We start from the raw sequence: 12013 nt of genomic DNA, 5'->3' as shown, positions 1-12013 counted from the left end.
CCGAGTCAACGTCATGCTGCCATGCTGGGCCAGGAAGAATCAGATGCGCTAGCGGAGGTCATCGCCTCCGGATGGGTGGCGCAGGGGCCGCGTGTTGCGAGATTCGAAGCGGCGTTCGCTGATGCGATGCAGTCTTCATTCGCTGTTGCGACCAGCAGCTGCACGACTGCACTGCACCTCGCACTGATCGTCGCCGGGATCGGGCCTGGCGACGAAGTCATCGTCCCCTCTTTTTCGTTCATCGCGACCACGAACGCCGTACACTACGTCGGTGCTCAGCCGGTGTTCGCCGATGTGGATCCGCTGACGGGCAACATCACGGCACAAGACGTCGAACGCGCGCTCACTCCCAAGACGCGCGCCGTGATCGCCGTAGACCAGGGGGGTATGCCTGTAGATCTCGTACCGATTCGCGCTGTTACGGATCCGCTCGGCATCGTGGTGATTGAGGATGCCGCATGCGGGACCGGGTCGATCTATCGTGATCGCCCCGTCGGCGCAGGAGCCGATTTGACCGCATGGTCGTTCCATCCACGAAAGGTCCTCACCACGGGGGAGGGTGGGATGCTCACCACGATTCGTGAGGACTGGGCGGTGCGCGCCAGACACCTTCGCGAGCACGCCATGAGCGTGTCCGCGGCGGACCGCCACGCGTCGGTGCTGCCGCCGCCAGAGGAGTACTCCGAGATCGGGTTCAACTTCCGAATGACCGATCTGCAGGCGGCCGTCGGTATCGTACAGCTGACGCGTCTTCCAGCGATCGTCGAGCGTCGTCGCGAGATCGCGACCCGCTATCAAGACGCGATTTCCGGCATCCCCGGGTTGCGTGCTGTCGAGGATCCTGCCTACGGCACGAGCAACTTCCAGTCGTTCTGGGTGGAGGTGCAGGACGAGTATCCGACCGACCGTGATGGGTTGCTGGGGGCGCTCGCTGATGCCGACATCTCTGCACGTCGAGGCATCATGGCCGCGCATCGACAGCTGCCGTATCGGGATCTCACGCCAGCATCCGGACTGCCTGTCACCGAGCGGCTGAACGATCGCACCCTGATCCTTCCGGTCTTCCACACTCTCAGCGCGGAAGACCAGGAGCGGGTCATCACGGTGCTGAAACAGCCGGGCGGTGCATCCGCGTGACCGAGGCGGAGGGGGTTCTGCTGATCGGGGCGAGCGGGCTGGCGAGAGAAGTACTGGCTGCGGGCATGGTCGGAGTCGTCGGCATTCTTGACGACGACGCCGCCCTGCACGGCACTGAGGTCGGTGGAGTGCCGGTGCGGGGTGCGGTCGATTCGGCCGCCGACCGCGACGAGCAGTTCCTCGTCTGCGTGGGGCCGAGCGCGACCCGCCGACTGGTGGTGCGTCGCCTGCGCGATCTCGGGATCGGTGCAGACCGCTTTGCTATCTTCGCCGCGCGCTCTGCCCGGATCGGCTCGACCAGCCAGATCGGGGCCGGCAGCATCGTGCTGGACGGCGTTGCTATCACGGCGGATGCCACACTCGGCGAGCATGTCGTGGTTATGCCGAACAGCACGATCACACACGACGATGTGATCGCTGACTTTGCGACACTGGCTGCTGGTGTGGCGCTTGGTGGTTCCGTGCGGATCGGTGAAGCGGCATATATCGGTATGAATGCGTCCGTGCGGCAGGGCGTGACCGTCGGTGAAGATGCGACCGTCGGTATGGGGAGTGTCGTCCTCGCGGACGTGCCCGATCAACAGACTTGGGCCGGAGTGCCCGCACGACAGCTGGGAGCAAACTCATGAGCATCAAGGTACCGTTCCTCGACCTGGCTGCGCAGCAGGCCGAGGTCGCCGAAGAAGTTCTCCTGGGCTGGAAGGCGCAGCTCGAAGCCGCCGCCTTCGTCGGTGGTCCGGAAGTTGCCGCATTCGAACGCGAATACGCCGAGTACATCGGCGTGCAGCACGTCGTCGGTGTCTCCAACGGCACAGACGCGCTTGAGCTCGCCTACCGCGCCGTCGGGGTCCAGCCCGGCGACGAGATCATCATGCCGGCGAACACGTTCATCGCGACGGCCGAGGCGGCATCGCGCATCGGCGCAGTGCCGGTGTTCGTCGACGTGGATGACGACTACCTGCTCATCGATCCTGCTGCCATCGAAGCTGCGATCACCGACCGCACGCGGGTCATCGCCCCGGTGCACCTGTTCGGGCAGATGGCGCCGATGGAACTCATCGCACCCATCGCCGAGCGCCACGGCCTCGTCATCGTCGAGGATGCCGCGCAGTCGCAAGGGGCATCCGGCACTGCGGGGCGCGCTGGCGCGCTGGGTCGCGTAGCGGCCACGAGTTTCTACCCGGGCAAGAACCTGGGTGCTGCCGGCGACGCGGGTGCCGTGATGACGGACGACCCTGCAATCGCCGACGCGGTCCGCAATCTCGGCGGTCACGGCAGCAGCGTCAAATACGTGCATGACCGGATCGGCATGAATGCCCGTCTGGATGCCGTACAGGCAACAGTGCTGCGTGCGAAGCTGCGCCGGCTCGACGACTGGAACGCTGCGCGCCGAGCCGCCGCCGGCAGGTACGCCGATCTTCTCGGCGACGTCGAGGGCGTGCGGCTGCCCGCCGTCCGACCGGGCAACACCGACGTCTGGCATCTCTACGTCGTCCGGGTCGCGGAGCGCGATCGGGTTCTGGCGGCGCTCTCCGAAGCAGGGATCGGCGTCAGCATTCACTATCCGACGCCCGTGCACCTCACCGAGGCGTATGCGGCACTCGGCATCCCCGCGGGGTCGTTCCCCATCGCCGAGGCGGCCGCCGGTGCGATCCTGTCGCTGCCCATGCATCCGCACCTCACCGAGGCTCAGCAGGTCCGCGTCGCGGATGTGCTCAAGAACGCGGTGAAATGATCATGGGCGCCCGCATGACAGCAGGCGCGTCGGCTGATACTCCCGCGGACACCGGCTCCCTGCGCATCATGGTGTGTCCGCACGATCTCGTCATGGGCGGTAGCCAGCTGAGCGCGATCGATCTCGCTGCGACGCTGAAAGCGCGGGGTCACGAGGTCGAGGTGTTCGCACCCCCTGGACCGATCCTGCCGATCGTGCACGAGCGCGGTCTTGCGTACGTCGCCGCGCCCACGCCGAGCGGTGGATTCGATGCGCGCAGCGCGCGAGCTCTGGCGCAGGAGGTACGCCGTTTCCGTCCGGACATCGTGCACACGTTCGAGTCGTGGCCCACGATGGCATCAGTGCGGGCGTCGCGCAGCACACCTCATCGGCTCGTCGTCACCGTCATGTCGATGTCGATCCCGGACTATCTTCCCGACGACGTGCCGCTGACCGTGGGGACCGGTGAACTCGCCGCTGGAGAGGAGGGGCGTCCGGGGGCGGTCGTCCTGCTCGAGCCGCCGATCGATGCGGAAGCCGATGCGCCGGGTGAAACCGCGGTGGCGCGCGCTGCGCTCGGCCTGGCCGATGACGCGTTCGTGGTGGCGGTGGTCGGCCGGCTCTCCCGCGAGCATGAGAAGGCAGCGGGCGTCGCGCACGCGATCCGTGCGCTCTCCGCGGCCGAGCTCCCGGTGCCCATGACGCTGCTGGTGGCGGGCGCGGGCGACGACGCGGATGCCGTCGCGGATGCTGAGGCAGAGGCTGCGGCATCCGCCAACGGTCGCGAGGGCAGGCTCGCCGTGCGGCTGCTAGGCAACGTCGACGATCCTCGTCGGGTGTACGACGCGGCGGATGTGGTGTTCGGAATGGGCGGATCGGCGCTGCGAGCTATGTCGCACGCGAAGCCGCTCATCGTGCAGGGGAAGGCAGGATTCTGGGAGCTGCTCACGCCGCAGAGCGTGAACCGCTTCCTCGTCGACGGCTACTTCGGCGACGGTCCGTCCGGCGGACCGGGTGTCGCCGAGCTCATCGCCGAGCTCGCTGTGCAACCCGGACGTCGTGTCGAGCTCGGCGCGTTCGGCCGTCGACTCGTTGTGGAGCGTTACGCGCTGACCAGGGCCGCCGAAGTGCTCGAGCAGTTGTATCGGTACGAGCTGGCGACGACGCGCCCGCTGCGAGCACGTGCGCGTGCCCGGCGGCGCAGCCTCGCGCGCTTCGCGAAGTTCCGGGTTGCGATCGCGGCCCCGTGGTTGCAGAGCACTGCGCGAACCCTCACGGGGCGCCGTGGCTGAGTCAAGTCTCGCATCCCGTGCTGTGAAGGGGGCGGCGTGGAGCGGCCTGTCCACGATTCTGCTTCGACTGGGCGGTCTCGTCGTCGGCGTCGTGCTGGCCCGGCTGCTGACCCCTGAGCAGTTCGGCGTCTTCGCCGTCGCTCTGACCGTGCAGACCATCCTGATGACGGTCGCCGATCTCGGCCTGTCCGCCGACCTGATCCGCTCCGAGGAGCCGGAGAAGATCGCCCCGACGGTTGCGACGCTCGGTCTGGTCACCGGCGCTGCGATCACGCTGCTCGCCTTCTTCAGCTCCACGGCGATCGCCGGTCTCCTCGGCAGCCCCGAGGCCGCCCCGGCGATCGCCATACTATCGTTCACGCTCGTCCTCGGCAGCATCAGCGTCGTCCCGTACGCGATGCTTCAGCGACGGTTCCAGCAGCGCGAACTGTTCTTCGTCGGCCTGATCGATTTCATCGTCTACACGGTCGTCACCCTCGTCTTGGTGTTCGCCGGGTTCGGGGTTGTTGGGCTGGCCGTCGGCAGGGTCGCCGCACAGCTTGCCTCGACCACCATGCAGTTCTTTCTCGCGCGCGTGAAGCCGCGGTTCGCCGTCGATCGCTCAGTCGTGCGGCCCGTGCTGGCATTCGGTCTGCCGATCGCCGGCGCGAACCTGCTGTCGTGGGCTCTGCTGAACGTCGACAACATCGTGCTCGTGCGCGTCGCCGGGGCCACGGCTCTGGGCTATTACGTACTGGCGTTCAACATCTCGAACTGGCCGATGACCGCCCTGTCGCAGGTGGTCCGCTCTGTGTCGCTGCCCTATCTCTCCCGCATCCAGGACCGCGGCAAGGGGCTGGTAACGCTGTCTGCTCTCGCATGGACGGGCGCGCTGCCAGCCGGAGCCGTGCTCGCGGCGCTCGCGGCACCGCTGATAGAGGTCGTGTACGGTGCGAAGTGGTTGCCCGCGGCACCTGTGCTGGCCGCTCTGGGCGTCTACGGCGGGTTGCGCGTGCTGTTCGATCTATTCGTCGGCTTTCTGTACTCTAACGGTCGTTCGCGCGCCGTTCTCGTCATCCAGGTGGTCTGGCTGACCGCCGTCGTGATCGGGATGCTGATGGTGACGCCCATCTACGGCATCGCGGGCGCGGCGTGGGTGCACGTCGCGGTCGCTGTTGCGATCGTGCTCCCGGCGTACTTGATAGTGCTCGCCCGGTCCGGCATCCGGATGCGGGACCTGTTCGGTGCGCTGTGGCTGCCGAGCGTCGCGGCGCTGCCCGCGATCGCCTTCGCGATCTGGATCGGCCTCGTCATCCAGGATGCCGTGCCGGCTTTGCTGGTGGGCGGTTTCGGAGCGGTGCTGGTGTTCTCGATCACCGCTGGCCCGTACGCATACCGGCGGTTCCGAACCGCACGCCGAGCCGTACCCGAATTCGTGGGAGCAGCGGAATGACTCGTTTGCGCACCGCGCGGTATCCCGTTCGCCCGCAATCCAGCAATCCGACGGTTTCGGTCGTCATCCCGTGCTTCAACTACGCACGGTTCCTGCCGCAGTCGGTCGGCAGCGCTCTCGATCAGGAGGGCGTCGAGGTGAACGTCATCATCGTCGACGACGCCTCACCGGATGAGAGCGGCGATGTCGCCCGACGCCTGGCCGCAGCCGACGAGAGGATCGCCGTCTTCGTGAACGAGGTCAACCGCGGCGCGGTCGCGACGTTCAACCGCGGTCTTGCCGAAGCTCACGGCGAGTTCGTCGTCCGCCTCGACGCGGACGACCTGCTGACCCCTGGGTCGCTTGCTCGAGCCATCGCCGTGATGCAGGCGTTCCCGGACGTAGGCCTCGTGTACGGGCATCCGCTGCACTTCGATAACGAGGATCTCCCGCCGGCCCGCACCAGCGCCACAGGCTGGCTAATCTGGAAGGGTCAGGACTGGCTGGCATCGCGATGCCAGCAGGGCTCGAACGTGATCACGTCCCCCGAGGTGGTAATGCGACGTAGCGTCGTAGACGTCGTCGGCGGTCAGCGCGATCTTGCCCACACACACGACATGGAGATGTGGTTGCGTATCTCGGCGCACGCAGATGTCGCTTACGTCCTCGGCGCCGATCAAGCATGGCATCGCGACCACGCGGGAAGCCTGTCGATGAAGGCTGCCGACCCGCTGGTGATCCTTGGCGAGATCCGAGATGCATTCGACGTGCTGTTCGAGGGGGAGTCCGAGAGCATCGCCGATGCGCAGCGACTGCACAAGAGCGCCCGGCGCGCAGTCGCCGAGGATGCGCTCGTCTACGCGCAGCGTCGGCTGGATAAGGGACTCGTCGACGAGCGTGTGCACGGCCTGCGTGAATTCGCCGTCGAGTGCTCACCCGATGTGCGGTCTTCGCCCCTTTGGACGCGGCAACAGCGTCAGATCGAGCATCCTTCGGGCGGCTCGGTGCAGCGTCTGCGCGGATTGCCGCGTCGACTGCTGCGTCGCCGCGATGACGTTGCGCGGCGGCGTCGCTGGCATTGCACCGGTGTGTACGAGAGGCTCGAGTTGGGGAGGGAAGGGCGATGAAGATCATCAAAAGGCTGCGCGACGGCGCGGCGAAGGCGGGCAGGGTACTGAGGGACGGCGGACCGCGTGCGCTCGCGCAGCGAATCGCCCGAACGCTGTACTCCAAGACCGGCGCAGGCGCACTCGATGAGCCGCTCAGCGATCGAGATGTGGCGGACTCCACCGCTCTGGTGCTCGCTGCTCCCGAGACGCGGCCTGCCCGCGGAGTCCCGCTCACGGTCGGTTGGGTGACGGTTCCGCCGGCCGCGGGATCCGGCGGACATACGACGCTGTTCCGGATGGTCGAGGCAGTCGAAGCTGCAGGGCACCACTGCGTGCTGTTCCTGAACGATCGATTCGGCGGCGACATCGCCGTCCATGAACAGGCCGTGCGCAACTGGTGGCCGCAACTCAAGGCGACGGTACGAGATGCCGCAGATGGCATCGATGGCGTCGACGCCGCAGTCGCGTCGTCCTGGGACAGCGCACACATCCTCGCGTCGCGCGGCACCGCGCCGATGCGGCGGCTGTACTTCATCCAGGACTACGAACCGTATTTCTATCCGCACGGATCGATGTACACGCTCGCGGAGGACACCTACCGATTCGGCTTCCGCAACATCGCGCTCGGCGAGATGGTGGCGCAGTCGCTGCGTGACGAGACCGGCGTCGACGCGGACGCCACCGAGTTCGGATGCGACACCCGTATGTACCGGATCCTGTCCGGCAAGAGGCGCACCGGGGTGGTCGTGTACGCACGCCCTGGGGTTCCCAGGCGTGGGTTCTGGCTGGCGAGGCTCGCACTCGAGGAGTTCCACCGGAGGCAACCTGATGTCGAGATCCACGTCTATGGGGAGCACGTGCGGAATCTTCGGTTCCCCGCCACCCAGCATGGCAAGCTCTCCCCGACGGCGCTGAATGAGCTATACAACCGAAGCATCGCCGGCATCGCGATGTCCTTCACGAACATCTCGCTCGTCGCAGAGGAGATGCTCGCGGCCGGTACGATTCCGGTTGTCAATGATTCACCGGGGTCGCGCGCGGACCTGGTGAACGAGCATGTCGCATGGGCGACGCCGACACCGCATGGCATCGCCCGTGCGCTCAGTGACGCAGTCATGCGCGTCGACAGAGAGGACGCCGCGCTCGCGGCATCGGTGTCGGTACGTCAGTTCGGGTGGAGCAAGGCACAGTCCGACGTTGTTCGCATCATCGAGGAAGAGGTCTACGGCTCATGAACGCCCCGCATATCCTGATCATCGTGCAGAATCTTCCGGTTCCTCTGGATCGGCGGGTGTGGTTGGAATGCCAGGCCCTCATCGCCCGCGGCTACCGTGTCAGCGTGATCTGCCCGAAGGGACCTGGGGACCCCGCCTTCCAGCGCATCGACGGCGTCGACATCTTTAAGTACAAGCCCGCGCCCGAGGCTGAGGGGCTGTTTGGCTTCGCCTGGGAGTTCGCGTATAGCTGGGTGCGCACCGCGTGGCTGTCGTTGAAGGCCTGGCGACGATCGCGCTTCGACGTGATCCAGGCGTGCAACCCGCCGGACACGTACTGGCTGCTGGCGACGCTGTGGCGCGTCCGCGGTGTGCGGTTCGTGTTCGACCATCACGACCTCAACCCGGAGCTGTTCATCTCGCGCTTCGGCCATCCAAGCGGACTGGTCAAGAAGCTCGAGTTCGGCGGCCTGCGCTGGCTCGAGCGTCGCACCTTCCGTGCGGCTGATCGGGTCATCTCGACCAACGAGTCGTACAAGGCGGTCGCGGTACGCCGTGGCAGCCGTAGGCCCGGCCATGTCACGGTCGTGCGCAGCGGCCCAGACACGCAGCAGATGCGGCCGATCTATCCAGCGAACCCTCGTGCCGCCGACGAGGTCGGCCTCGTCTACCTGGGCATCATGGGGCCGCAGGACGGCGTCGATCAGGTGCTTCTCGTGGTCGATGAGCTGGTGAACAGGCGTGGGCTCACCAACGTGAAGGCTACGCTGCTCGGCTTCGGCGACTGCCTGGAGGATCTCAAGCGCCAGTCGACCGCTCTCGGTCTCGATGAGCACGTGACCTTCACGGGCCGAGTGGACAGAGTCGCGATCGCCGAGCACCTCAGCCGTGCGGACATCGGCCTGTGTCCTGATCTGAAGACGCCGCTCAACGACGTATCGACCATGAACAAGACTATGGAGTACATGTCATACGGCCTGCCTGCGGTCTCGTTCGATCTCGTCGAGACGCGCGTCTCCGGTGCCGACACCGTGCAGTACGTGCCGTCAGGCGACATCGCGGCCTTCGCGGATGCTGTGCAGGCGCTCATCGATGACCCGGCCCGCCGCACCGACCTCGGCGTTCGCGCGCGCCACCGTGTAGCGACCGAGCTGGATTGGCGTCCTCAGGCGGAGGCATACGTCGCTGTGTTCGACGACGTCACCGGGTTCTCGCAAGATGGGCCCGCTGTGCCGCCGACAGAGGGCAATCCGGAGTGCGACGCGCAGGGCCGCCGGTATGTGCCCCTCGACGACGCGGCCGAGTTCGCGCGCTTCCTCGAAGAGCGGAGGACTCCGTGATCCGCACTGCGTTTCACCATCTCCTCTCGGGCGCCGCCGCAGCGATCCCCGACGCCCCCGCCCTCACGTACAAAGACGAGACGCTGACGTACGCGCAGACGTGGCAGACCGTCGAGGGCGCGGCCGCACAGCTCCTCGGGCTCGGACTTAAGCGCGGGGACCGTGTCGCGATCTACCTCGAGAAGCGACTCGAGACGGTCAGCACGATCTTCGCGGCCTCTGCCGCCGGTGGCATGTTCGTGCCGATCAACCACGTGCTCAAGCCGGTGCAGGTGGGCCACATCCTCGTCGACAGCGGAGCGCGGGTGCTCGTCACCTCGGCAGATCGACTCACCCAGCTCGCGGAGACACTCGAGCAAACGATGGTCGAGGACGTCATCGTGGTCGGTCCATCCACGAAGACGGCACCGGGTGGCGTGCGTCTGCATGCTTGGGGAGGGCGCGCGGATGCCGTCGCTTCTGTCGCTGCATCCGTCATCGACGTCGACCCGGCGGCGATCCTCTACACCTCCGGCAGCACCGGACGCCCGAAGGGCGTCGTGCTCAGTCACCGCAATCTCATCGTGGGCGCGGAGAGCGTGAGCTCCTACCTCGACAACACGCCGGACGATGTGATCCTCAGCGTGTTGCCGTTGAGCTTCGACGCAGGCCTCAGCCAGGTGACCACGGCTTTCGCGGTGGGGGCGCACTGCGTCCTGATGAACTATCTGCTTCCCAGGGAAGTGGTGAAGCTCTGCGCGAAGTACGGAGTGACCGGGCTCACATGCGTCCCACCGCTGTGGCTGCAGCTGCTCGAGGTGCCATGGCCCGACGAGACGCGCGCCTCGCTGCGCTACTTCGCCAACACCGGTGGACGGATGCCTCGAGCCGCGCTCGACCGGCTTCGCGAGATTTTCCCCGCAGCTTCCCCGTTCCTCATGTACGGACTCACCGAGGCATTCCGCTCGACCTACCTCGATCCGGGGGAGGTGGACCGGCACCCCGACTCCATTGGCCGGGCGATCCCGAACGCCGACATCCTTGTTCTGCGTCCGGACGGATCGCCGTGCGCGCCGGGGGAGGAGGGCGAGCTCGTGCACCGCGGCGCACTCGTCGGGCTCGGCTACTGGAATGACCCCGAGCGCACGGCAGAACGGTACCGCCCGCTCACCCGCCCTGGCCAGGAGTGGCGCACTCCCGACATGGCTGTCTGGTCGGGTGACACCGTGGTGGCCGACGAGGAGGGGTTCCTCTACTTCGTCGGACGCAAGGATGACATGATCAAAACCTCCGGGTATCGGGTGAGTCCGACCGAGATCGAGGAGGCGGCTTACGCCACCGGAATGGTGCGCGATGCTGTCGCGATCGGAGTGGCAGACGACGCTCTCGGCCAGTGCATCGTGATCGTCGTGACCGCCGCGGGCGAGACCCTGGAGTCCGCCGATCTCAGCGCCGCTCTGAGGCAGAAACTACCGATGTACATGGTGCCGACAGCGATCCACGTTCGCGACGAGCTGCCGCGGTCTCCCAACGGGAAGTTCGACCGCAACCTGATCAAGAACGAGGTCGTCGCATGAAGCCCCACGAACACGCCGCAGCGTTCGGCTCGATCGACGGCCAGCTGCGCATCGGCGGGATGCCGCTCAGCCGCCTCGCGGCACGAGTGGGCTCCACCCCGTTCTTCGCATACGACCGCGGCCTGCTGGACGCGAGGATCGACCGGCTGCGCGAAGCGCTCCCGGCGAAGCTCGAATTGAGCTTCGCGATGAAGGCGAATCCGATGCCGGCGATCGTGCATCACCTGGCAGGTCGCGTCGATCGTATCGATGTCGCGTCGGCACTGGAGATGCGCACGGCGCTCGACTCCGGCATCCGTCCGGATCGGGTCAGTTTCGCGGCCCGGGAAAGGTGGCGGCGGAGATCCGCCAGGCTGTCGCCGCCGGGATCATCGTAGAGATCGAGTCGATGACGGAGCTGACCCGAGTCGCCTCCGCAGGTGAGGAGCTCGGGCTGATCCCGCAGGTCGCGGTGCGGGTGAACCCGGACTTCGCCGTCAAGGGATCGGGCATGCGCATGGGCGGTGGCCCGCAGCAGTTCGGCATTGATGCGGAGGTCGTGCCGGATGTGCTCTCCGCGGCCGCAGGCCTCGGCGTCGACGTGCTCGGGTTCCACATCTTCGCCGGGTCGCAGAACCTGAACGCCGAGATCATCGCGGAGGCTCAGCGCCGTACAGTCGATCTCGTGACCGAGCTCGCCGTGCATCTGCCGGGGGAGTTGCGCTATATCAACCTCGGCGGCGGGTTCGGAATCCCGTACACCGAGAAGGACCAGCCCCTGGATCTGGATGCCGTCGCCGCGAACCTGCACGACCTCGTCGAGGTGATCACCAGTCGGTTCCCGCAGGCGAAGCCGGTGATCGAGCTGGGCCGATACATCGTGGGGGAGTGCGGCGTGTACGTCACGCAGGTCGTGGACCGCAAGATCTCCCGCGGGCGCACCTTCCTCGTCGTCGACGGCGGAATGCACCACCAGCTGGCGGCGTCGGGCAACTTCGGCCAGGCGATCCGCCGCAACTACCCTCTGGTCGTGGGCAACCGCGTCGACGAGGCCGCAGACGAGAGCGCAAACGTCGTCGGCTGCCTGTGCACGCCGCTGGATCTACTAGGCGACGACGTCGCCCTACCGCCTGCCGACATCGACGACCTGATCGTCATCTTCCAGCAGGGGGCGTATGGTCTCACCGCCAGTCCCACAGCCTTCCTCGGGCACCCGGCACCCGCCGAAGTGCTCGTCTGACACTCATCCACAGCAAGGAGT

9 protein-coding genes and 2 pseudogenes are annotated in these 12013 nt (G+C 66.7%); all 11 read left to right on the top strand.

The features are described from left to right. The first annotated feature begins 13 nt into the window (after positions 1-13). The 11 genes and pseudogenes from DC31_RS12285 (at position 14) to DC31_RS20590 (ending at position 11992) form a co-directional block, all read left to right on the top strand. Positions 14-1137: pseudogene (locus tag DC31_RS12285) on the top strand (DegT/DnrJ/EryC1/StrS family aminotransferase). Further along, complete coding sequence (locus DC31_RS12280; protein ID WP_036280575.1) at positions 1134-1766, top strand: NeuD/PglB/VioB family sugar acetyltransferase; 633 nt, start codon at positions 1134-1136, stop codon at positions 1764-1766. The pseudogene DC31_RS12285 and the gene DC31_RS12280 overlap by 4 nt, the downstream one beginning before the upstream one ends. After that, positions 1763-2872, top strand: coding sequence for a DegT/DnrJ/EryC1/StrS family aminotransferase (locus DC31_RS12275; RefSeq protein ID WP_036280573.1), 1110 nt, complete (start codon positions 1763-1765; stop codon positions 2870-2872). The genes DC31_RS12280 and DC31_RS12275 overlap by 4 nt, the downstream gene beginning before the upstream one ends. A gap of 14 nt (positions 2873-2886) precedes the next feature. After that, positions 2887-4143: a glycosyltransferase family 4 protein gene (locus DC31_RS12270; protein WP_160173232.1), complete on the top strand. Its 1257-nt coding sequence runs from the start codon at positions 2887-2889 to the stop codon at positions 4141-4143. Next, positions 4136-5575 (top strand): oligosaccharide flippase family protein, encoded by a 1440-nt coding sequence (locus DC31_RS18180; RefSeq protein ID WP_036280572.1) that lies wholly within the window; start codon positions 4136-4138, stop codon positions 5573-5575. Before DC31_RS12270 ends, DC31_RS18180 begins: the two co-directional genes overlap by 8 nt. Beyond that, positions 5572-6681 (top strand): glycosyltransferase family 2 protein, encoded by a 1110-nt coding sequence (locus DC31_RS18175; protein ID WP_152545422.1) that lies wholly within the window; start codon positions 5572-5574, stop codon positions 6679-6681. The genes DC31_RS18180 and DC31_RS18175 overlap by 4 nt, the downstream gene beginning before the upstream one ends. Next, positions 6678-7898, top strand: coding sequence for a rhamnosyltransferase WsaF family glycosyltransferase (locus tag DC31_RS12255; protein WP_036280570.1), 1221 nt, complete (start codon positions 6678-6680; stop codon positions 7896-7898). Before DC31_RS18175 ends, DC31_RS12255 begins: the two co-directional genes overlap by 4 nt. Continuing rightward, entirely contained in the window at positions 7895-9217 is a 1323-nt protein-coding gene (locus DC31_RS12250) for a glycosyltransferase family 4 protein (RefSeq protein ID WP_036280567.1), read from the top strand. The genes DC31_RS12255 and DC31_RS12250 overlap by 4 nt, the downstream gene beginning before the upstream one ends. Further along, on the top strand, positions 9214-10773 hold the full coding sequence (locus tag DC31_RS12245; protein WP_200872928.1) for an acyl-CoA ligase (AMP-forming), exosortase A system-associated: 1560 nt from the start codon (positions 9214-9216) through the stop codon (positions 10771-10773). The genes DC31_RS12250 and DC31_RS12245 overlap by 4 nt, the downstream gene beginning before the upstream one ends. Then, positions 10770-11578: pseudogene (locus DC31_RS20595) on the top strand (pyridoxal-dependent decarboxylase, exosortase A system-associated); the annotation flags it as partial. The gene DC31_RS12245 and the pseudogene DC31_RS20595, both read left to right, overlap by 4 nt. Further along, positions 11576-11992, top strand: coding sequence for a hypothetical protein (locus tag DC31_RS20590; RefSeq protein WP_442921908.1), 417 nt, complete (start codon positions 11576-11578; stop codon positions 11990-11992). The pseudogene DC31_RS20595 and the gene DC31_RS20590, both read left to right, overlap by 3 nt. The last annotated feature ends 21 nt before the right edge of the window (positions 11993-12013 follow it).

The organism is Microbacterium sp. CH12i, from assembly GCF_000685355.1.
Classification (GTDB): domain Bacteria; phylum Actinomycetota; class Actinomycetes; order Actinomycetales; family Microbacteriaceae; genus Microbacterium.
Note: the sequence above shows the minus strand (reverse complement) of the source record. Positions and strands in the feature narration are given on the sequence as shown.

Excerpts from the sequence above, each read along its gene's own strand:
- DC31_RS12275 (WP_036280573.1), top strand. The coding sequence starts at position 1,763 with ATGAGCATCAAGGTACCGTTCCTCGACCTGGCTGCGCAGCAGGCCGAG.
- DC31_RS12270 (WP_160173232.1), top strand. The coding sequence starts at position 2,887 with ATGACAGCAGGCGCGTCGGCTGATACTCCCGCGGACACCGGCTCCCTG.
- DC31_RS18175 (WP_152545422.1), top strand. The coding sequence starts at position 5,572 with ATGACTCGTTTGCGCACCGCGCGGTATCCCGTTCGCCCGCAATCCAGC.
- DC31_RS12255 (WP_036280570.1), top strand. The coding sequence starts at position 6,678 with ATGAAGATCATCAAAAGGCTGCGCGACGGCGCGGCGAAGGCGGGCAGG.
- DC31_RS12250 (WP_036280567.1), top strand. The coding sequence starts at position 7,895 with ATGAACGCCCCGCATATCCTGATCATCGTGCAGAATCTTCCGGTTCCT.